Origin of the sequence: Streptomyces sp. NPDC005483 (assembly GCF_040606035.1) — a bacterium.
GTDB lineage: Bacteria > Actinomycetota > Actinomycetes > Streptomycetales > Streptomycetaceae > Streptomyces.
Window position 1 is genome coordinate 483,847 of record NZ_JBEXEA010000004.1, and the last position, 20,598, is coordinate 504,444.

General features: G+C 70.9%; 19 protein-coding genes. 14 read left to right on the top strand and 5 right to left on the bottom strand.

Annotated elements, in window-relative coordinates:
• Positions 1-24 precede the first annotated feature (24 nt).
• The 4 genes from ABZT06_RS11180 to ABZT06_RS11195 all read left to right on the top strand — a co-directional run bounded on the left by ABZT06_RS11180 (position 25) and on the right by ABZT06_RS11195 (position 5,037).
• Positions 25-1,368 (top strand): NYN domain-containing protein, encoded by a 1,344-nt coding sequence (locus ABZT06_RS11180; RefSeq protein ID WP_355738194.1) that lies wholly within the window; start codon positions 25-27, stop codon positions 1,366-1,368.
• A 209-nt stretch (positions 1,369-1,577) separates the two neighbouring features.
• Positions 1,578-2,612, top strand: a complete 1,035-nt coding sequence (locus tag ABZT06_RS11185; protein WP_355738197.1) for an NlpC/P60 family protein — start codon at positions 1,578-1,580, stop codon at positions 2,610-2,612.
• 181 nt (positions 2,613-2,793) lie between these two features.
• On the top strand, positions 2,794-3,810 hold the full coding sequence (locus ABZT06_RS11190; RefSeq protein ID WP_355738199.1) for an NlpC/P60 family protein: 1,017 nt from the start codon (positions 2,794-2,796) through the stop codon (positions 3,808-3,810).
• Between the two features lie 33 nt (positions 3,811-3,843).
• Positions 3,844-5,037, top strand: a complete 1,194-nt coding sequence (locus ABZT06_RS11195; RefSeq protein WP_355738202.1) for a hypothetical protein — start codon at positions 3,844-3,846, stop codon at positions 5,035-5,037.
• On the opposite strand, the gene ABZT06_RS11200 is transcribed toward ABZT06_RS11195, so the two are convergent.
• Positions 5,025-5,555 (bottom strand): PadR family transcriptional regulator, encoded by a 531-nt coding sequence (locus ABZT06_RS11200; protein ID WP_355738205.1) that lies wholly within the window; start codon positions 5,553-5,555, stop codon positions 5,025-5,027. The genes ABZT06_RS11195 and ABZT06_RS11200 overlap by 13 nt on opposite strands.
• A 90-nt stretch (positions 5,556-5,645) precedes the next feature.
• On the opposite strand from ABZT06_RS11200, the gene ABZT06_RS11205 reads away from it, so the two are divergent.
• Complete coding sequence (locus tag ABZT06_RS11205) at positions 5,646-6,953, top strand: MATE family efflux transporter (RefSeq protein ID WP_355738208.1); 1,308 nt, start codon at positions 5,646-5,648, stop codon at positions 6,951-6,953.
• A gap of 74 nt (positions 6,954-7,027) precedes the next feature.
• Here the strand turns inward: ABZT06_RS11205 and ABZT06_RS11210 are convergent, their stop codons facing one another.
• Positions 7,028-8,269, bottom strand: coding sequence for a glycosyltransferase 87 family protein (locus ABZT06_RS11210; protein WP_355738211.1), 1,242 nt, complete (start codon positions 8,267-8,269; stop codon positions 7,028-7,030).
• A 120-nt stretch (positions 8,270-8,389) separates the two neighbouring features.
• Between ABZT06_RS11210 and ABZT06_RS11215 the strand changes: the two genes are divergently transcribed.
• Positions 8,390-9,532, top strand: coding sequence for a glycosyltransferase family 4 protein (locus ABZT06_RS11215; RefSeq protein ID WP_355738214.1), 1,143 nt, complete (start codon positions 8,390-8,392; stop codon positions 9,530-9,532).
• Between the two features lie 83 nt (positions 9,533-9,615).
• A complete protein-coding gene (locus tag ABZT06_RS11220; protein WP_355738302.1) occupies positions 9,616-11,196 on the top strand; it encodes a GMC oxidoreductase in 1,581 nt (526 codons plus the stop codon).
• A gap of 19 nt (positions 11,197-11,215) precedes the next feature.
• Here the strand turns inward: ABZT06_RS11220 and ABZT06_RS11225 are convergent, their stop codons facing one another.
• Entirely contained in the window at positions 11,216-13,012 is a 1,797-nt protein-coding gene (locus ABZT06_RS11225) for an AMP-dependent synthetase/ligase (protein ID WP_355738216.1), read from the bottom strand.
• 334 nt (positions 13,013-13,346) lie between these two features.
• Here ABZT06_RS11225 and ABZT06_RS11230 point away from each other — a divergent pair, with 334 nt between their 5' ends.
• The 6 genes from ABZT06_RS11230 (at position 13,347) to ABZT06_RS11255 (ending at position 18,324) form a co-directional block, all read left to right on the top strand.
• Positions 13,347-14,102: a metallophosphoesterase gene (locus tag ABZT06_RS11230; RefSeq protein ID WP_355738305.1), complete on the top strand. Its 756-nt coding sequence runs from the start codon at positions 13,347-13,349 to the stop codon at positions 14,100-14,102.
• An 82-nt stretch (positions 14,103-14,184) separates the two neighbouring features.
• The gene (locus tag ABZT06_RS11235; protein ID WP_355738219.1) at positions 14,185-14,625 is read left to right on the top strand and encodes an SRPBCC family protein; all 441 of its coding nucleotides are present in this window, start codon (positions 14,185-14,187) and stop codon (positions 14,623-14,625) included.
• 203 nt (positions 14,626-14,828) lie between these two features.
• Positions 14,829-15,986 (top strand): ArsA-related P-loop ATPase, encoded by a 1,158-nt coding sequence (locus ABZT06_RS11240; protein ID WP_355738222.1) that lies wholly within the window; start codon positions 14,829-14,831, stop codon positions 15,984-15,986.
• A 57-nt stretch (positions 15,987-16,043) separates the two neighbouring features.
• Entirely contained in the window at positions 16,044-16,514 is a 471-nt protein-coding gene (locus ABZT06_RS11245; protein ID WP_355738224.1) for a DUF5304 domain-containing protein, read from the top strand.
• A 67-nt stretch (positions 16,515-16,581) separates the two neighbouring features.
• The gene (locus ABZT06_RS11250) at positions 16,582-17,535 is read left to right on the top strand and encodes an ROK family glucokinase (protein ID WP_355738226.1); all 954 of its coding nucleotides are present in this window, start codon (positions 16,582-16,584) and stop codon (positions 17,533-17,535) included.
• An 81-nt stretch (positions 17,536-17,616) separates the two neighbouring features.
• On the top strand, positions 17,617-18,324 hold the full coding sequence (locus ABZT06_RS11255; RefSeq protein ID WP_355738229.1) for an endonuclease/exonuclease/phosphatase family protein: 708 nt from the start codon (positions 17,617-17,619) through the stop codon (positions 18,322-18,324).
• 6 nt (positions 18,325-18,330) lie between these two features.
• On the opposite strand, the gene ABZT06_RS11260 is transcribed toward ABZT06_RS11255, so the two are convergent.
• Positions 18,331-18,918: a hypothetical protein gene (locus ABZT06_RS11260; RefSeq protein WP_355738232.1), complete on the bottom strand. Its 588-nt coding sequence runs from the start codon at positions 18,916-18,918 to the stop codon at positions 18,331-18,333.
• Complete coding sequence (locus tag ABZT06_RS11265) at positions 18,911-19,690, bottom strand: alpha/beta fold hydrolase (protein WP_355738235.1); 780 nt, start codon at positions 19,688-19,690, stop codon at positions 18,911-18,913. The genes ABZT06_RS11260 and ABZT06_RS11265 overlap by 8 nt, the downstream gene beginning before the upstream one ends.
• Before the next feature lie 144 nt (positions 19,691-19,834).
• Here ABZT06_RS11265 and ABZT06_RS11270 point away from each other — a divergent pair, with 144 nt between their 5' ends.
• Positions 19,835-20,593, top strand: a complete 759-nt coding sequence (locus ABZT06_RS11270; protein WP_355738238.1) for a lysophospholipid acyltransferase family protein — start codon at positions 19,835-19,837, stop codon at positions 20,591-20,593.
• Positions 20,594-20,598: the final 5 nt, after the last annotated feature.

A 20,598-nucleotide genomic window follows, 5' to 3' on the forward strand; every position in this document is an offset into this window, starting at 1 on the left:
CCGCACAGTGATGGGGTGTGACGGATGGTGGAGACACAAGGCGGGGAGCCGGGCGACGGCACCGCCGAGGTGCTCGACCGCCCGCTGCCCGACGGTGTCCGGCGCCGGGTCGTGCACATCGTCTCCGAGGGGTTCGGCGGCCTGACCGTCGGCGAACTGCCCGCACAGCTGAGACAGTACGCGCGCTTCGCGCCGAACCGGCGGGCCAAGTTCGCGGGCAACGCGATGGCGGCCGCGCTGGAGACCGATCCGCTGTTCCGCCAGCGCATCGGGGAGAAGTTCAGGGAGGCCCAGCCGGAGCTGTGCGGCGCCCTCGACTCCGGTTCCCCGCCTCCGGCCGCGGAGCCGCTCGACGTGGCGGCCGCGGCCTATGTCCTGCGTCCCACCGGCTGGGTCAAGCTGGTCACCGCGGCCGGTGAGGAGGCCCAGCGCGCGGACGCCGAGCGGGCCGACGAGGAGAGCCGTGCCGAGCTGGAGCGGCTGCGCGAGGAGCTCACGGCCGCCCGTGACCAGACGCGCGCCGAGACCGAGCGGCTGCGCACCGAGCTGGAGTCCGCCAAGAAGGAAGCCGAATCGCTTCACCGCAAGCTGCGCGCGGCACTCAGTGACGTCAAGCGCGGCGAGGCGGCCCTGCGCAAGCAGCAGGCCGAGATGGAGTCCGCGCGCGCCGAGAGCCAGACCCAGGTGTCCGCCGCCGAGAGCGAGTCCCGCCGCCTGAAGGCCCGCCTCGGGGAGGCGGAGGCCGCTCTGGAGGCCACGCGCAGAGCGGCACGGGAGGGGCGCAGTGTCGAGGACATGCGCGTGCGTCTGCTTCTGGACACCGTTCTGGAGGCGGCCCAGGGGCTGCGCCGGGAACTGGCCCTGCCGCCGGTCTCCGTCCGGCCCGCCGAGACCGTGGACGCGGTCGAGCCGGGCCGTATGACCCCGAAGGACATCGCCGCGCGGGCACTGTCCGAGAACGACCCGGCGATCCTGGACCAGCTTCTCGCCCTGCCCCAGGCGCACTTGGTGGTCGACGGCTACAACGTGACCAAGACCGGCTATCCCCAGATGCCGCTGGAGAAGCAGCGTCTCAGGCTCCTCGGGCAGCTCTCCCAGCTTGCCGCGCAGACCGGGGCGGAGGTGACCTGCGTCTTCGACGGGGCCGAGCTGGCCGCGCCGGTGCTGCTCGCGCCGCCGCGCGGGGTGCGGGTGCTGTTCTCCAAGGCGGGCGTCACCGCCGACGAGTTGATCCGCCAGCTGGTGCGCGCCGAGCCGCCCGGGCGGCCGGTGATCGTCGCCTCGACCGACCGCGAGGTCGCCGACGGCATCGCCAAGGCGGGAGCTCGGCCGGTCGCTTCTGCGGTGCTTCTGAAGCGGCTGTCCTAAACCTTGAAGTTCGGGGTTTAACGCCCGAATTGGCGGTATCGTCACGCAACGTAGTGTCAAGCTGGCCTCACTGCATGTGAGTTATGTGCAAAGAATGCAGGGCGTGACGAGATTTTGCTCCTGAGGATTTGAATGATCACGGGAAGGTCACTAGGGTCTGCTCTCGAACCTCCGAGCGGGTGATCACTCAAAAGAAGGAGTTCACCTCCGTGGCGTCCCACCGTCGACCCAAGCAGCCGAGCCGTACGCGCGTGACCGTGCTCACGACCGCAGCGGCTGCCGCCGTGGCCCTCAGTGCCAATGCCGCCAATGCCGCGCCGAGCGAGAAGCCGAGCAAGGACGAGGTCAAGGCGAAGGTCGACGCGCTGTACGAGCAGGCCGAGCAGGCCACTGAGAAGCTCAACGGCGCCAAGGAGAAGCAGGAGAAGCTCCAGAAGGAGATCTCCACCATCCAGGACAACGTGGCCCGCGGCCAGGACGACCTGAACGAACTGCGGGACTCCATAGGCATGGCGGCCGCAGCGCAGTACCGCACCGGCTCCATCGACTCCTCGCTCCAGCTCTTCCTGTCGTCGAACCCGGACGACTACCTGGACAAGGCGTCCACCGCGGACCAGCTCAGCTCCCAGCAGGTCGAGGCGCTGAAGAAGATCCAGGAGAAGCAGCGCGAGCTGGCCCAGGACCGTGCCGAGGCCACCGAGAAGCTCCAGGACCTCGCGAGCACCCGCACCGAACTGGCCAAGCAGAAGAAGGCCGTTCAGGGCAAGCTCGCCGAGGCGCAGAAGCTCCTCAACTCGCTGACCGCCGCCGAGAAGGCCGCCCTCGCCGCCGCCGACTCCCGCGCCAGCCGCTCCGCCAGCGAGCGCGTGGACCTCGGGGACGCCCCCGCGTCCTCCGCCCGGGCCCAGGCGGCCTTCAACGCCGCTCAGACCCAGCTCGGCAAGCCGTACGTCTACGGCGCCACCGGCACCGCCTCCTACGACTGCTCGGGCCTGACCTCCTGGGCCTACGCCCAGGCCGGCATCACCATCCCGCGCACCTCGCAGGCCCAGGCCAACGCCGGCACACGCATCTACAGCATGAGCGACCTCAAGGTCGGCGACCTGGTCATCTTCTACGGCGACCTGCACCACGTCGCGCTGTACGCGGGCAACGGCCAGGTCATCCACGCCCCGCGCACCGGCACGGTCGTGCGCTACGAGTCGATCAACAACATGCCGTTCCAGTTCGGCGTGCGGATCTGACACCCGGCGGCCCCCCGTTCGGGCGAATCGCGACAACTTCATCTGACTCCACGCCCCGCCCATGACCTGCGTCTGAGGCGGGGCGTCCCGTTGTGCACCCTTTGAGGTCTTTGGCCGAGCCCCGTTCCCGGGGCTACTGTCTGCCGCGTTCTCGTCCGCCAGTGGAAGGAGTGCGGCCTCCGTGGGGTCCCATCGCCGCCTTGTCCAGACGTCCGGGTTCAACCGGGGCGCCGGTGCCGCCCTGTGCGTGCTGTCCGCGGCGGCCGCCGCGCTCGGCGCCGTACCGGCCGTCGCCGCCCCGTCCACCGACACCAAGCCCGAGGTGGACCGCCTCTACGAGCAGGCCGAGCGGGCCACCGAGGCCTACAACAAGGCCGACGACCGCGCCGACTCGCTGCGCGAGGAGGTCAGTACCGCCCAGGACACGATCGCCCGGCAGCAGGAGCGCATCAACTCCATGCGGGAGAAGCTCGGTTCACTGGCGGGCGCCCAGTACCGCTCCGGCGGCCTCGACCCGTCGCTCGCGCTGCTGTTCTCCGACGGCCCGGACGACTACCTCGACAAGGCGGCCGTCCTGGACCGCATCAACGCCCGTCAGGCGGGCGAGCTCAAGGACCTCCAGGAGGCCATGCGCGAACTCGCCCAGGAGCGCAGCGAGGCGGCCCGCAAGCTCGGCGAACTGGAGAAGAGCCGTAAGGCCGTCGCGTCCCACAAGCGGACCGTCGAGAAGAAGCTCGCCAGAGCGCGTGCGCTGCTCAACTCCCTGCCGTCCGACGAGCGCGCAGCCTACGACCGGGCCTCCCGCTCCGGACGCTCGGAGATGCCCGACCTCTCGGGCGTGGCGGCGCCCTCGGGCCGGGCGGTCGCCGCCGTGGCCGCCGCGCAGTCCGCGCTCGGCAAGCCGTACGTGTGGGGCGCCAACGGGCCGGGCGCCTTCGACTGTTCGGGCCTGATGCAGTGGTCGTACGCCCAGGCCGGGGTCTCCCTCCCGCGCACCTCGCAGGCCCAGCGCTACGCCGGCCGCCAGGTACCGCTCTCCCAGGCGCGGCCCGGCGATCTGGTCACCTACCGGGGCGACGCCAGTCACGTCGGCATGTACGTCGGCAACGGCCAGGTCCTGCACGCCCCGTACCCCGGCGCCGCGGTGCGCTACGACCCGGTGGGCATGCTGCCGGGGGCGACGGTCACGCGCCCCTGACCGACGGCTGCGATACCCGTACGATCGGGAAACATGGCTGGTCGAAGGCGGGCGTCGAAACACGGTGTCGTGGTGCTGTGCCTGCTGCTCACCTCGCTGGTGGCGTGCGGCGGCAGGCCGACGGCCACCGACGCCGCCGAGGCCGACGTACAGCACGTCCTCGACCGGCGGGCGGCGGCCGTCCTCGACCGTGACAAGGCGGCGATAGCCGAGACGGGCACCGCGAGCTGGTTCGAGAACGTCAGCGCGGTGCCGCTCGCCTCCTGGTCCTACAAGGTCACGGCGGTGCACCGCACCGGCGCCACGGCCACCGCCGACGCCGAACTCCGCTACCAGGTCCAGGGCTACGACCAGGCCCCCGCCACCGTCGCCCGCAACTTGGACCTCTCCCTGGACGCGGCCGACCAGTGGTACGTCGTCAGTGAGAAGCCCGCCCAAAAGACCTCGCAGCTGCTGTGGGACCAGGGAGAGGTGACCGTCGTCCGCGGAAAGCACAGCATCGTTCTCGGCGTCGGCCAGTCCGGCGAGCGGCTGCACTCCTTCGCGGACCTGGCCGACCACGCCGTGCCCGCCGTGTCGGACGCCTGGGGCACCCGGTGGTCCCGGCACGTCGTCGTGCTCGTACCGAAGTCCCTGGAGGGGATGGCGGGGCTGCTCGGCTCGCCGGCCTCCTCGTACCGCGGGATCGCGGCCGTCACCACCGGCGAGACCGGCGCCCCGGCACAGGCGCCCGCGGACCGGATCATCGTCAACCCCGACGCGTACGGCCTGCTCGGCACCCTGGGCAGACAGGTCGTGCTCACCCACGAGACCACCCATGTCGCCACCCGCGCCGACACCACCGCCGCGACACCGCTGTGGCTGTCGGAGGGGTATGCCGACTGGGTCGGCTACCGGGACACCGGGCGCACCCCGGCCGAGGTCGCGCCGGAGCTCGGGGAGGCCGTCGCCGCGGGCCGGACGCCGGCGGCCCTGCCGTCCGACGCGGACTTCGGCTTCGGCGGCAGCGCGTCCGGGCTCGCGACGTCCTACGAGGGCGGCTGGATGGCCTGCCGGATGATCGCGGACCGGTGGGGTGAGGCGAAGTTGCGCGAGTTCTACCGGGCCGTGGGCACGCACAAGAAGCGGCCGGGGGCGGTGGAGGAGGCCATGACGAAGGTGCTCGACACCGACCTGAAGACCTTCACCGCCCAGTGGCAGGAGTACCTGCGGGATCAGCTCGGCTGATCCAACTGCTCGATGGCCTCCGCCAGCCACGCCCGCTCGGCCTGGCCCGTCGCCCGCGCCACCCGCAGCAGGCCCTGCCGGAACAGGTCGTCCGCCTCCTCCGCACGCACCGGTGCGCCGCCGTCGTAGAAGAAGCTCGTCGGCGTCTCCAGGAACTCCAGCCGCCGCCGCAGTACGGCCGCCTGCTCGTGCCGGTCCGGCAGGTGCCGCAGGAACGCGAGGACGGTGTTGAAGCGGACCTGGTCGCTGATCTCGGCCTGCTTGGGGTGTCGCAACCGCCCCAGGAGCTCCTCGCGGCCCCGCGCCGTGAGTGACAGCGTCCGGCGCGGCGCTGCGCTCGCCCCTTGCTCCGCGCGCTCGTCGAGCATGCCCGCCCTGACGAGCCGCGTGATCGCCGGATAGAGCGCCCCGTCGCTGACCGGGCGGACATGGCCGGTGAGCGCCTTGATGCGCTCCTTGAGCTCATAGCCGTGCAGCGGCTCTTCGGCGAGGAAGCCGAGGATCGACAGCTCCAGCACTGCATTCCTCCTTGCGGGGATGGTGGCACCATGTTACCTCTAATCGAGCTACCTCTATTCGAGGTAGCTCGTATCGAGGGGGATCTGTCCGTGAACAGCCATCGCAAGCAGCTCGTCGCGCTCGCCCGCCCCGTCTACCTCGGCTTCCTGGCCTCCGTCGCCGCCGGGATCATCAACACCGTGTGGGTCTCCCGGCTCGGCGGTCCCGCCGTTGCCGCGGTGGCCGTCGCGACCAACACCGAGAACGTGCTGCTCGGTGTCGCGCTCGTCTTCGGCTCCGGTACGACCGTGCTGGTGGCGCACGCCCGGGGCGCACGGGATCCCGGCGGGATGCGGGCTGCCGTACGCGGTGGTGTGGCGCTGTGGGCGCTGGTCACGCCGGTGGTCGCCGTGGGCGGCTTCCTGCTCCGCGAGCCGCTGGCCCGGCTGGTGCTCGACGGCGGCCCGGCCGTGTCCCTGGCCACCGCCTACTTCGCGATCTCCCTGCCCGGCATCGCCGTCTTCTTCGCCCAGCAGCTCGTCGACGGCATCCTCAAGGGTGCCGGCGACACCCGCACACCGATGCGGCTCGCGCTCCTCGCGAACGGGCTGATCCTCGTCTGCGATCCCTTCCTGATCCAGGCGTACGGCGTCCAGGGCGCCGCCGCCTCGACCGTGCTGTGCCGGGGCGTGGCCCTCGGGGCGGGGTTGTCGGCCATGCGCCGGAACGCGCTGCTGCGGTCCTCCGTCGGTGGCGGGATCCTTCTGCGCCGAGTGCTCACCACCGGGTTGCCCATGGCCGCTGATTTCACGGTCCGCCAGGGCGGCGCCCTCGTCCTCGTCGCGATCGTGGCGCGGCTCGGGGTGGCGGCGGTGGCCGCGTACTCCATCGCCTACAAAGCCATGTACGTGGCGACGATGGCCTTTTACGCCATGCGGCAGGCCGCCTCGATCCACACGGCGCATCTACGGGGCGCCGGGCAGGACGCGCGGCGGGTGGTCGGGCGGGAGGCGGCGCTGGTGTCCGGGGCGGTGGGGCTGGCGGCGGCCGTGCTGCTTCTCGTGACCGCGCCCTGGGTCATGGCCGCCTTCGGTGCGGGACCCGAGGTCGCCCACGAGGGCGTGCTGTTCCTGCGTTGCGTCGGGCCCTACCTGCTGCTGATGGCCTGCTTCATCGGGCTCGGCGGGGTCTTCGAGGGTAGTGGGGGAGCGCCGGCCCTGCTGAAGGTGACGCTGCTCGGTACGGCGGTCCAACTGGTACTGGCGTACGGCTGCACGGGCCTCGGCCTGCCCGGCGTGTGTCTGGCGCTCGCGCTGGCGATGGCACTGCAGTGCGGGGTCGTGCTTCTCCTGTTCCGGCGGGTGGGCGCCCGGGTTCAGGAGGAGGCCGAGGGTTCCCGAGCTGGGGTGGAGGCCTGACCCGGGGGCGGTGGGGTCTGGTGCGGGGCCGTCGTGCGCCGCAGCCGGCGCTTTTCCGGTGCGCTCGGGCGGGTTCAGGAGGACGGCGATGTCTCCCGGGCCGGGGCGGTGGCCTGATCCGGGGCGGGGGGCGGTGGGGTTCGGTTCGGGACCGTTGACCGCCACAGCTCGCGCATTCCGATGACCGTGGCGAGGACCAGCAGGCCGTTGCGGATGAGGAGGAGGCCGATGCCGCGCGGGCTGCTGCCCACGACGTCCGCGAACCAGATCGGGAACTCCAGGACCGTCACGAAGCACGCCACCAGCACCAGGACGGCCGGCAGGCCCATCCGGCTCGCGCGGAAGCACAGACAGGCCGCCGCGAGGCCGACCAGCCACACCATGTACTGCGGGCTGATCACCCGGCTGGTGGTGGTGAACATCAGTACTGCGACCAGCGCCGCGTCGGCCGCCGTGTGCGCCTCGAACCGGGTGGCCGTCAGCCGCCACAGCAGCAGCAGTCCGAAGGCCATGCCGGTCAGCGCGAGCGCGGCCGTGCTGACGGCGGTCACCCAGGGGCCGAGGAACTCGACCGAGCCGTAGTTGAGCGACACCGAGCCGTCCCAGCCGTGGTGCCGGGCGATGTGGAAGACCAGGGAGCCCAGCGACTCCACCTCGGTGCCCCGCTCCCGCTGGAAGGTCAGGAAGGCGAAGGCTCCGGGCATCGACACCGCGAACAGGCCGGCCACCACCGCGACCGTCACCGCCGCCGAGGCCCACACGCTCCGTCTGCGGATCCCGACCAGGATCAGCGCGGGCCACACCTTCAGCAGCGCCCCGAAGCCCACGAGGGCTCCCGCCACCTTCGGATGCCGGGCGGCCGCGAGCACCGCGGCGACCGCCACCGCGGTCACCATCACGTCGTAGCGGGAGTAGACGGTCGGGCCGAGCAGCGGTACGCCCGCCACCCACACCCAGGCCCCCCGCAGCCGCCGCCCGGGACGCAGGCCCGCGTACACCAGCAGGAGGAGGACGACCAGGTCCGCGGCGAAGGCCATGAGGAAGAAGGCCTGCGTGTACTCAAGGAACGGCAGCAGTGCGGGGGAGAGGATCGCGAGGGCCGCGGCCGGCGGGTACTGCCAGGTCACGTCGTCCTGAGGGAACGTTCCGGTGCGCAGGACGTCGTACCAGCCCTGGTAGATGACCGACACGTCACTGGTGACGTCCGGGCCGGGGAAGACGTACACCCTGTAGACCCAGAGCAGCAGCAACAGCCTGGTCACGCCCCAGGTCAGCAGCAGTCCGGTCAGGGATCGCCGCCCGGCCTTCGTCTCCACGTGATCCCCTGCCGTTCTCATTCGGTCTTGAGGGGAACATGATGTCCCGCTCTCCTGTGAGGGTGCCATAAACGTGGGCGCGCCCGGCTGTGAGCAGCCGGTTCGGTAGGGTCGGCCGCGATGCACAAGACCCTGATCGTGACGAACGACTTCCCGCCCCGCCCGGGTGGCATCCAGGCGTTCCTGCACAACATGGCGCTGCGGCTCGACCCCGAGCGCCTGGTCGTCCACGCCTCCACCTGGAAGCGGGGGAGGGAGGGCGCCGAGGCGACCGCCGCCTTCGACGCCGAGCAGCCCTTCACCGTCGTACGGGCCTCCACGACCATGCTGCTGCCGACGCCCGGCGCCACCCGGAAGGCGGTCGGGCTGCTGCGGGAGCACGGCTGTACGGCGGTGTGGTTCGGGGCGGCCGCGCCGCTGGGGCTGATGGCCCCGGCGCTCAGGAGGGCCGGGGCGGAGCGGCTGGTGGCCACGACCCACGGGCACGAGGCCGGGTGGGCCCAACTGCCCGCCGCGCGTCAGCTGTTGGGGCGGATCGGGGAGGCGACCGACACGATCACCTACCTCGGGGAGTACACGCGGTCGCGGATCGCCGCCGCGCTGACGCCCCAGGCCGCCGGGCGGATGGTGCAGTTGCCGCCGGGGGTCGACGAGAAGACCTTCCATCCCGGCTCGGGCGGCGACGCCGTGCGGGCGCGGCTGGGGCTGAGCGACCGGCCGGTGGTGGTGTGCGTGTCCCGGCTCGTGCCGCGTAAAGGGCAGGACACGCTGATCCTCGCCATGCCGCGGATTCTCACGGCGGAGCCCGACGCCGTTCTGCTGATCGTCGGCGGCGGGCCGTACGAGAGGGACCTGCGCAGGCTCGCTCACGAGACCGGGGTCGCCGGCTCCGTCCGCTTCACCGGCGCGGTGCCCTGGGCCGAGCTGCCCGCCCACTATGGCGCCGGGGACGTCTTCGCGATGCCCTGCCGGACCCGCCGGGGCGGCCTCGACGTCGAGGGGCTCGGGATCGTCTATCTGGAGGCCTCCGCGACCGGACTCCCGGTGGTCGCGGGTGACTCCGGGGGCGCCCCCGACGCCGTGCTCGACGGTGAGACCGGCTGGGTCGTGCGCGGCGGCTCCCCCGAGGAGACCGCCGAACGGATCACCGCCCTGCTCGGCGACGCGGAACTGCGGAGACGCATGGGGGAGCGGGGACGGGAGTGGGTCGAGGAGAAGTGGCGCTGGGATTTGTTGGCTGAGAAGTTGAGGACGTTGCTCTAGCCGGAGGCCGATAATCCGCCGATGCTGCGCGCATGACAGCAAAACTGATGCAGCGTCAGCTGACTAGACGTCAGATCCTTGGTATGGCCGCCCTCCAGACGGCGGCCACTCTCGGCTTCACCCGCGTCGGGCTCCAGTCGGCCCACGCGGACGAGCCCGCCGCGGTCGAGTCCGCGCCCGCCATCGTCGTCGGCTCCGGCTACGGCGCCTCGGTCGCCGCCCTCCGTCTCGGTCAGGCCGGCATCCGCACCCTGGTCCTCGAGATGGGCCGGCTCTGGAACACCGCGGGCCCCGACGGAAAGGTCTTCTGCAACACCGCCAACCCCGACCAGCGCTCCATGTGGTTCCGCAGCCGCACCGAAGCGCCGCTGGCCACCTTCCTGTGGCTGGACGTCGTCAACAAGGACGTCAGCCCCTACCCCGGCGTCCTGGACCGGGTGCACTTCAACAACATGTCCGTCTTCGTGGGCCGCGGGGTCGGCGGCGGCTCCCTGGTCAACGGCTCGATGGCGGTCACCCCCCGCCAGTCCTATTTCGCCGAGCAGTTCCCGACCGTCGACGCCGCCGAGATGTACGGCACGTACTTCCCGCGCGCCCGCGCCATGCTCGGCGTCAACACGATCGACCCGGCCTGGTTCGAGTCGACCGAGTGGTACCAGTTCACCCGGGTCTCCCGGAAGCACGCCACCAACACCGGCCTGCAGACCACCTTCGTGCCCAGCGTCTACGACTTCGGCTACATGCAACGCGAGGCCGCCGGTACCGCCACCAAGTCCGCCCTCGGCCAGGAGGTCATCTACGGCAACAACTACGGCAAGAAGAGCCTCGACAAGTCCTACCTCGCCTCCGCGCTCGGCACCGGCAACGTCACCATCCACACCCTGGAGAAGGTCACCGGGATCAGCCGGGCGAGCGACGGAACCTGGACGCTGACCGCCGACCGCATCGACTACACCGGCGCGGTCGTCGAGACCAAGCAGTACGGCTGCACCTACCTGTTCCTCGGCGGCGGCAGCCTCGGCACGAGCGAACTCCTGCTCAGGTCACGGCAGTCGGGCACCCTCCCGGCGCTGGACGCGAGCGTCGGGTCCGGCTGGGGCCCCAACGGCAACGTGATGCTCGGCCGGGCCAACCACCTGTGGGACACCGTCGGTGCCAACCAGTCGACCATGCCGGTCATGGGCATCGACGACTGGGGCAACACCGACAACCCCGTGTTCGCCGAGATCGCGCCTTTACCCACGGGACTGGAGCACTGGGTCAGCCTGTACCTGGCGATCACGAAGAACCCGCAGCGCGCCAGGTTCTCCTACGGCAGCGGGGGGTTGGCACTCGACTGGAGCGCCGCGCAGAGCTCGGTCTCCTCCGGCATGGCCAAGAAGCTCTTCGACCGGATCAACTCCGCCAACTCGACCATCTACCGGTACGACCTGTTCGGCTCCCCCAGCAGGGTCTTCGCCGACGACTTCACCTACCACCCGCTCGGTGGCTGCGTGTTGGGCAAGGCCACCGACAACTACGGCCGGGTGAAGGGCTATTCGAAGCTGTACGTCACCGACGGCTCGCTCATCCCCGGCAACATCGGGGTGAACCCGTTCGTCACCATCACCGCGCTCGCCGAACGGACGATGGCGCGGGTCCTGGTGGAGGACACCGCGCCATGACGTTCCGTCAGGAGGCGTACTACTTCGCGTAGATCGCCTCGATCTCGGCCGCGTAGTCCTTCGCCACCACATTGCGCTTGAGCTTCAGCGACGGCGTGAGGTGGCCCGTCTCCTCCGTGAACTGGGAGGACAGAATGCGGAACTTCCGCACCGATTCCGCCTTCGACACCGCGGCGTTGCCGTCGTCGATCGCGGCCTGGATCGCCGCGTTCAGGTCCGCGTCCCCGGCCAGCGACGCCGCGGTGGAACCCGCCGGCTTGCCGTGCTCCTCGGCCCAACGGCCCAGGAACTCCTCGTCGATGGTGACCAGCGCGCCCACGAACGGCCGCCCGTCGCCCACCACCATGCACTCCGCGACCAGCGCGTGCGCCCGGATACGGTCCTCGATCACGGCCGGGGCGACGTTCTTGCCGCCCGCGGTGACGATGATCTCCTTCTTGCGGCCGGTGATCCTGAGGTAGCCGTCCTCGTCCAGGGTGCCGATGTCACCGGTGTGGAACCAGCCGTCGGTGAGCGCCTCGGCGGTCGCGGCCTCGTTGTTCCAGTAGCCCTGGAACAGGTGCTCGCCGTGCAGCAGCACCTCGCCGTCGTCCGCGATCCGGATCACCGAGCCCGGCAGCGGCTGCCCGACCGTGCCGATCTTCGTGCGGTCCCAGGGGTTGAAGGCGGTCGCGGCACACGACTCGGTCAGGCCGTAGCCCTCCAGGACCGTGAAGCCGATACCGCGGAAGAAGTGACCCAGGCGCTCGCCGAGCGGGGCGCCGCCGGAGATGGCGTACTCGCCGCGACCGCCCAGGACGGCCCGCAGCTTGCTGTAGACCAGCTTGTCGAAGGTCTTGTACTTGATCTTCAGACCGAGCGACGGGCCCGACGGGGTGTCCAGCGCCTTGCTGTAGGCGATCGCCGTGTCGGCGGCCTTGTCGAAGATCTTGCCCTTGCCGTCCGCCTGCGCCTTGGCACGCGCCGAGTTGTAGACCTTCTCGAAGACGCGCGGGACGCCGAGGATCAGCGTCGGCCGGAAGGACGCCAGTTCGTCGGTGAGCTGCTTGATGTCCGGGACCATGCCCAGCTTGATCGGCGCCATCATCGGCGCGATCTGCACGAGCCGGCCGAAGACGTGCGCCAGCGGCAGGAAGAGCAGGACCGAGCACTCCCCGGTGCGGAACAGCGGGCGCAGCCGCTCCACGATGTTGCCGCACTCCGCGAAGAAGCTGCGGTGAGTGAGCACACAGCCCTTGGGCCGGCCGGTGGTGCCACTCGTGTACACGATGGTCGCGGGGTCGTCGGCCTTCGCCAGCGAGCTGCGCTCCTCGACCGCCGCGTCGCTGATGTCCTTGCCCGCGCGGCCCAGCTCCTCGACCCCGCCGCCCTCGATCTGCCAGACGTGCTTGAGCGCCGGCAGGTGCTCGCGCACCGACTCGACGGCCGCGCTGTGAGCGTCCAGCTCCACGACACAGGCGGTCGCGCCCGAGTCGGAGAGGATCCACTGGATCTGCTCCGGCGAACTGGTCTCGTACACCGGCACGGTGATCGCGCCGGCGCTCCAGATCGCGAAGTCGAGCAGCGTCCACTCGTAGCGGGTACGGGACATCAGGCCGACCCGGTCGCCCGGCTGGACGCCGGAGGCGATGAGCCCCTTGGCGGCGGCGTGCACCTCGGCGAGGAAGGCCGTGGCCGTGACGTCCTGCCACTGGCCGCCCACCTTGCGGGCGATGACGGCGACGTCGGGATGCTGCGCGGCGTTTCTCCGGACGATGTCGGTGAGATTGCCGTCCGCAGGGACCTCGTACAAAGCCGGAAGGCTGAACTCGCGCAAGACTGCTGCTCCTCATAGGGCGCCGGCGCCACGACGTTGTGTGATGCGACGGTCGGTCCAAGGCTCGGGCAGGTGCTCAGGGATTCAGTAATTGAATGCTGAGCACGACTGGACTGCCCGGACGTTACCCGCCGGTATGGCTTCTTCGACAGGGGGTCCCGGCGAGATGTTCGCTGCGTCACACGGATTGGGGTTCTTCGGCACAGTAGTCCACCTGCTGACTGACTGGCCAGTAACCGCAGGCCCGGGCGGCACTGTTCACGTATGCCGCACAGCCTTACTCTTGATCGCCATGGCACCCACACCGGCCGGAAACCGGAAGACACGCGTACACGTGGTCAGCGATGTGCACGGCAACGCCCGTGACCTGGCCAGAGCCGGCGAGGGTGCCGACGCCCTGATCTGTCTCGGCGACCTGGTGCTGTTCCTGGACTACGCCGACCACTCGCGCGGCATCTTCCCCGACCTGTTCGGGACGGAGAACGCCGACCTGATCGTGGAACTGCGCACCGCCCGCCGCTTCGAGGAGGCGCGGGAACTCGGGGCCCGGCTGTGGGGCGGCATCGGCGCCGAGCGAGCCTCCGTGATCGAGAAGGCCGTACGCAAGCAGTACGCCGAGATGTTCGCCGCGTTCCCGACACCGACGTACGCGACCTACGGCAATGTCGACATGCCGTCTCTGTGGCCCGAGTACGCCGGACCGGGGACGACCGTGCTCGACGGCGAACGGGTGGAGATCGGCGGCTGGACGTTCGGCTTCGTCGGCGGCGGTCTCAGAACCCCCATGCGGACGCCGTACGAGATCAGCGACGAGGAGTACGCGGCGAAGATCGAGGCGGTCGGCGAGGTGGACGTGCTGTGCACCCACATCCCGCCGGAGGTACCGGAGCTGGTCTACGACACGGTGGCGCGGCGGTTCGAGCGGGGGAGCCGGGCGCTGCTGGCCGCGATCCGCCGCACCCGGCCCCGCTACTCGCTGTTCGGCCATGTCCACCAGCCCCTGGCCCGGCGGATGCGGATCGGGGCGACCGAGTGCGTGAACGTCGGGCACTTCGCTGGAACCGGGAAGCCGTGGGCGCTGGAATGGTGAGTCCGTCCGCGCGGTAGCCTTCACGCTGCACAGACGTGCGTACCACCCCTTCCTCACCGGATTATCTGGAGGAGCCACGGCGATGGCGGAACACACCAGTTCGAGCATCACGATCGAAGCTGCGCCGGCCGACGTCATGGCCGTGATCGCCGACTTCGCCCGCTACCCGGACTGGACGGGTGAGGTGAAGCAGGCGGAGGTGCTCTCGACGGACCCGTCCGGCCGCGCCGAGCAGGTCCGGCTGGTCATGGACGCGGGCGCCATCAAGGACGACCAGGTCCTCGGCTACACGTGGACCGGCGAGAACGAGGTCTCCTGGACGCTGGTCAAGTCCCAGATGCTGCGGCAGCTGGACGGCTCGTATGTGCTGAAGCCCGCGGGAGCGGGGGCGACGGAGGTCACGTACCTGCTGACGGTCGACGTCAAGATCCCGATGCTCGGCATGATCAAGCGCAAGGCGGAGAAGGTCATCATCGACCGGGCGCTGGCGGGGCTGAAGAAGCGGGTCGAGTCGGAGCAGTAGGGGTTCGCCCGTTCGCTGTCGGCTGCGGGCCGGTGGGGCTGGTCGCGCAGTTCCCCGCGGCCCCAAACAGGTGGGTACAGCTCGAGGAGCCTGCACTGCACCCACCCAGGGGCGCGGGGAACTGCGCGACCAGCCACGACGCACCCGCAGCCGCAAGACGGCACAGCGAGGCACATCCTCGGCGTCCGTTACGGTTCACCCCTATGCGCACCATCCTGATCACCGGCCCCGGCGGCAGCGGTCGTACGACCGTCGCCGCCGCCACCGCGCTCGCCGCCGCCCGCGAGGGCACCCGCACCCTGGTGCTGAGCGCCGACCGGACAGACACCCTGGGTACGGTCCTCGGCGCGACGACGGGCCCCACCCCCACCCAGGTCACCCCCACCCTCACCGCCTGGCGCCCCGACGCCGCCGCCGGTTTCCGGGACGATCTCGCCGGCTTCCAGGACCGTGCCTCCCACGTGCTCGACCTGCTCGGCGCCTCCCGCCTGGACCCCGAGGAGGTCACCCCCCTCCCCGGCGCCGAGGAACTCACCCTTCTGAGGGCCCTGCGGGACGCGGCCCTCTCCGAGCGGCACGAGCTGCTCGTCGTGGATCTGCCGCCCACCCCGCAGGCCCTCGCCCTTCTCTCCCTCCCCGAGGAGCTGCGCCGTTACCTGCGCCGGCTCCTCCCCGCCGAGCGCCAGGCGGCCTCCGGCCTGCGCCCCGTGCTCGGACGGCTCGCCGGCGTCCCCATGCCCTCGGAGTGGCTGTATGACACCGCTGCCCGCTGGGACACGGAACTCGGCGCCGTCCAGGCCGTCCTCGCCGACCGACAGGCCGTGGTGCGACTCGTCGCCGAACCCGGCCCGGCCGGCACCGACGCCGTACGGGCCGCGAGCCTCGCCCTCGCCCTGCGCGGCCTGCGCCCGGACATCCTGGTCGCCAACCGCGTCGTGCCGGAGGACTGGCCGGCGGGATTCGTCGCCCAGCAGCGCAAGGCCCTGGACGAGTGGCAGGAGTCGTACGACGTCCATGCCGTCCCGCGTCTCGGCCACGACCCGCGCGGCAGCGACGACCTCGGCGCGCTCACCGTCCCCGAGGTCAACCACACGACCTCCACCGTCGGGTGGCCCGTGGTCGACCACCTCGCCGACGACGGCGTGCTGGTGTGGCACATCCCGCTGCCCGGCGCCGTCCGCGACGAGCTGGACCTGATCCGGCGCGGCGACGAACTCGTCGTCAGCGCGGGGCAGTTCCGCCGGATCGTCCCGCTGCCCTCCGCCCTGCGCCGCTGCACCGTCGCCGGGGCCGCCCTGCGCGAGGGCGAGCTGCGGATCCGGTTCGCGCCGGACCCGGATCTGTGGCCGCGCACCCCGTGAACCACGTACGCCCATTCGGGTAACGTCGTAGAGACGAACCGTAGTCAGGAGGTCGTCATGAGCGAAGAGCTCCCCCCGTCCGACGCCGCGGACCGCGAGCCCGTGGACGCCGTGGACGAGGTACGGGCGACCGACGCCGACGCATGGGCGACGGCGGTCGCGGAGGACCTCGCGGCGGAGAAGGCCCGCCGCCGCACCCAGTACGGCCCGCCCCCGGGCTCGGCCGCCGAGGAGCTGCGCAAGCTCGTCGACAACGTCGCCGAGAAGCTGTCCGGACTCCAGTCCCCGCTCCTCGGGGGCATCGCCGGACCCGCCGCCCAGCAGGTCGTCCAGCAGGCCAAGGCCGCGGTCGAGCCGGTCATCGAGCGCAACCCGGACGTCTTCGACCACCTCGCCGCCGCCGGTGGCGAACTCCTCGCCGCGTACCGCTCCGCGGTCCAGGCGCAGGAACAGCGCTGGAGCCGGCGTGACGACACCCTGCGCGACAAGGGTGAGGACCCCGGTCCCGAGCGCATCGATCTGGACTGAAACCCGCTGACGGCAGGGCCTCGGGTACGGTTGGCCGTAGCGGGGCTCGACCGAAACTGAGGGATTCATGGGACTCACCATCGGCGTCGACATCGGCGGCACGAAGATCGCGGCCGGCGTGGTCGATGAGGAAGGCAACATCCTCTCGACCTACAAGGTGCCGACCCCGGGCACGGCCGAAGGCATCGTGGACGCGATCGCCTCGGCGGTGGAGGGCGCGCGCGCCGGGCACGAGATCGTGGGCGTGGGCATCGGTGCGGCCGGATACGTCAACCGCCAGCGCTCGGAGGTCTACTTCGCCCCGAACATCCACTGGCGCAACGAGCCGTTGAAGGAGAAGGTCGAGACCCGTGTCGGCCTTCCGGTCGTCGTGGAGAACGACGCCAACGCGGCCGCGTGGGGCGAGTACAAGTTCGGCGCGGGCAAGGGCCACCGCAACGTCATCTGCATCACGCTCGGCACCGGCCTCGGCGGCGGCATCATCATCGGCAACAAGCTGCGCCGCGGCCACTTCGGCGTGGCGGCCGAGTTCGGCCACATCCGCATGGTCCCGGACGGGCTGCTGTGCGGCTGCGGCTCGCAGGGCTGCTGGGAGCAGTACGCCTCGGGCCGCGCCCTCGTGAGGTACGCCAAGCAGCGCGCCAACGCCACCCCGGAGAACGCCGAGATCCTCCTCGGTCTCGGCGACGGCAGCCCCGACGGCATCGAGGGCAAGCACATCTCCATGGCCGCCCGTCAGGGCGACCCGGTCGCCGTCGACTCGTACCGCGAACTCGCCCGCTGGGCCGGTGCGGGCCTCGCCGACCTGGCCTCCCTCTTCGACCCCTCCGCCTTCATCGTCGGCGGCGGCCTCTCCGACGAGGGCGAACTGGTCCTGGACCCGATCCGCAAGTCCTACAAGCGCTGGCTGGTGGGCGGCAACTGGCGCCCGGTGGCCGACGTCATCGCGGCCCGGCTGGGCAACAAGGCGGGTCTGGTGGGCGCGGCGGACCTGGCGAGAGAGCCCGACCCGATCATGTGACGGTGACTTTTCCGTCGGAGGGGCGCGGGGCTGTAGGGACACGGCCTTCGCGCCCCTGCCCATGGGCGTAGATTGATCCACATGGTTCCGGTCAAGGTCCTGAGCTACAACATCCGCTCGATGCGAGACGACACAGACGCGCTGGCCCGGGTCATCAGGGCCTGCGCACCAGATCTCGTCCTGATCCAGGAGGCCCCCCGCTTCTTCCGCTGGCGCAAGAAGCTGGCGAGGCTGGCGTCGGCCTCGGGGCTGGTCATCCTCACCGGCGGCGGCACCGCGGCGGGCCCGGCCATCCTCTGCAACCTGCGGACAACGGTCGAACGTTCGGAAGACGTCCTGCTGCCCCTCACCCCTGGCGAGCACCGAAGGGGCTTCGCCACCGCCGTCGTACGACTCGGCGGCGCCCGGCTCGGCGTCCTGAGCTGTCACCTGTCCTTGCGGAAGGACGAGCGCTACGACCAGGCGGGCATGCTCCTCGACCGCCTCGCCGGCATGGGCGTGGACCACGCCGTCGCGGGCGGCGACCTCAACGAACTGCCCTCCGGCCCCGCCTTCACCCGCATCGCGGACAGCCTTCAGGACTGCTGGGCGACCAGCCCCACCGGCGGCGAACCCACCTGGATCCGCACCGAGCCCCACCGGCGCATCGACGCGATCTTCGCCACGAAGGGCATCGAGGTGGTCGGCTGCGGAGTCCCCACGGATCTTCCAGGCATCACGGAGACAGACCTGAGGGCGGCCACCGACCACCTTCCGGTCCTGGCCACCCTCAAAATCCCCGCGACCTGAGCCCGACTAGACGACGGCCCCCCGGCCGGGACCGTCTTCGTCCTCGTCGTCCGTCCGCATCCGCGTCACCAGCGTGACGAAGCCGCCCAGGAACCCACCGATGCCCACCGTGGCCAGCCACCACGTCATCTCCCAGCCGAGCAGCACCGCGATCAGCAGCAGCACCGGCCCGCCGAGCACCCCCAGCCAGGCGAACTTCGCGGTGGTGTCGCCGGTGGGCAGCGGTGGTGGCTCCGGCGGCACGAAGTGCCCCTCGTCGTCCTCCTCGAAGTCGTCGTCGGACGGCTCCGGCGCGCTGTAGTCACGCGGCCCGACGCCGGGCGCGAAGGAGACGGAACCGCCCAGCGGCTTCGCCGGCTTCTCGTCCGTCTTCGCCCTGGGCTCCGTCTTCTCCGCCGTCACCGTCGGCTCGTCGTTCGTCTCGGTCTCCAGCAGCGCGAGATCCTCGACCGACTTGAAGGGCTTCGTGCCCGGCGGGTCCGCCGGCTCCTCGCCGTACCCGGCGACGATGGCCGCCCACGCGGCCTCCTCGTCGAACGGGACGCCCTGCTCGTCCGGCTCGCGGTCCTCGCGGTCGGAGTCGTGCTCAGCCACGGGCGGCCGTCCCTTCACTGCCGATGCCGGTGGTGTGCCGGCCGATGAACGCGAGGCTCTCGTCGAAAATCCGCTCCGCGTCATGGTCCAACGTCGCCACGTGGTAGCTCTGTTCCAGCACGATCTCCGTGACGTCCGTCGACGACACCCGGCTCAGCACGCGCGCGGAGTCGGCCGCCGGCACCACGTGGTCCTGCGTGCTGCGCAGCACCAGCAGCGGCTGGGTGACCTGCGGCAGCTCGCCGTCGACCTGCCGGAAGAAGGTCCGCAGGGAGTGCGCCGCGTGCAGCGGCACCTTGTCGTACCCCAGCTCGACGCTGCCCTCCTTCTTGATGTCGCTGGCGATCCCGGGCGCCGTACGGACGAAGTGGCGGGCCACCGGGAGGGCGTACGGCGCGAGGCCGTGCATGCGGTTCGCCGGGTTGACGACCACGACACCGCTCACCGAGTCCCCGTGCTTGGCGGCGAGCCGCAGGGCCAGGGTGCCGCCCATGGAGAGACCGGCCACGAACACGGAGGTGCAGCGCTCGGTGAGGGTGCGCAGCTCGCGGTCCACCTCGGCGTACCAGTCCTGCCAGCCGGTGAGGGCCATGTCCTGCCAGCGGGTGCCGTGTCCGGGCAGCAGCGGCAGGGAGACCGTCAGGCCGTGCTCGGCGAGGTACTGGGCCCAGGGCCGCAGCGACTGGGGGGAACCGGTGAAGCCGTGGCAGAGAAGGACACCGGCCTCCCCGCCCTCATGGCGGAACGGCTCGGCTCCGGGGAGGACCGGCACCTAGGTCTCCTGTTCATGAAAGAAGCGTGAGCAAGTCCAGGTGTGGTTCACCGTACGCGACCGCACTGACACCGACCAGGGCCGTCGGGCTCTTTGACAGGGCTCCGGGTTAAGGTCTGTTCGACGGACACAGGAGGCACTCGGTTGTTGTACGGCACGATGAAGGTCGCCATCGGAGGGCCGCTGAAGGTCGCCTTCAGGCCCTGGGTGGAAGGCCTCGAGAATATTCCCGCCGAGGGCCCCGCCATCCTGGCGAGCAACCACCTCTCGTTCTCCGACTCCTTCTTCCTGCCCGCGGTGCTCGACCGCAAGGTCACCTTCATCGCGAAGGCCGAGTACTTCACCACGCCCGGGGTGAAGGGCCGCCTCACGGCCGCCTTCTTCAAGGGCGTCGGCCAGCTCCCGGTGGACCGCTCCGGCGCGCGCGGCGCGGGCGAGGCCGCGATCAAGAGCGGCCTCGACGTCCTGGAGCGCGGTGAGCTGTTCGGTATCTACCCCGAGGGCACGCGCTCGCCCGACGGCCGCCTGTACCGCGGCAAGCCCGGTGGCCTCGCGCGCGTGGCGCTCGCCAGCGGCGCCCCGGTCATCCCGGTCGCCATGATCGACACCGAGAAGATCCAGCCGCCGGGCAAGGTCATGCCCAAGCTGATGCGGCCGGGGATCCGCATCGGCGAGCCGCTGGACTTCAGCCGCTACCAGGGCATGGAGCACGACCGTTTCGTGCTGCGCGCGGTGACCGACGAGGTCATGTACGAGATCATGAAGCTCTCCGGCCAGGAGTACGTCGACATCTACGCGACCGCCGCCAAGCGCCGGATCGCGGAAGCGGCCAAGGCGGAGAAGGCGGCCAGGACGGCTGTCGCGAAGGCCGACAAGGACCAGCCCGGGACTCCCGCGCCCTAAGATCC

Coding starts and splice junctions, on each gene's coding strand:
- ABZT06_RS11215 (WP_355738214.1), top strand. CDS start 8,390: ATGCACAAGACCCTGATCGTGACGAACGACTTCCCGCCCCGCCCGGGT.
- ABZT06_RS11245 (WP_355738224.1), top strand. CDS start 16,044: ATGAGCGAAGAGCTCCCCCCGTCCGACGCCGCGGACCGCGAGCCCGTG.
- ABZT06_RS11240 (WP_355738222.1), top strand. CDS start 14,829: ATGCGCACCATCCTGATCACCGGCCCCGGCGGCAGCGGTCGTACGACC.
- ABZT06_RS11235 (WP_355738219.1), top strand. CDS start 14,185: ATGGCGGAACACACCAGTTCGAGCATCACGATCGAAGCTGCGCCGGCC.
- ABZT06_RS11250 (WP_355738226.1), top strand. CDS start 16,582: ATGGGACTCACCATCGGCGTCGACATCGGCGGCACGAAGATCGCGGCC.
- ABZT06_RS11180 (WP_355738194.1), top strand. CDS start 25: ATGGTGGAGACACAAGGCGGGGAGCCGGGCGACGGCACCGCCGAGGTG.
- ABZT06_RS11220 (WP_355738302.1), top strand. CDS start 9,616: ATGGCCGCCCTCCAGACGGCGGCCACTCTCGGCTTCACCCGCGTCGGG.
- ABZT06_RS11255 (WP_355738229.1), top strand. CDS start 17,617: ATGGTTCCGGTCAAGGTCCTGAGCTACAACATCCGCTCGATGCGAGAC.
- ABZT06_RS11195 (WP_355738202.1), top strand. CDS start 3,844: ATGGCTGGTCGAAGGCGGGCGTCGAAACACGGTGTCGTGGTGCTGTGC.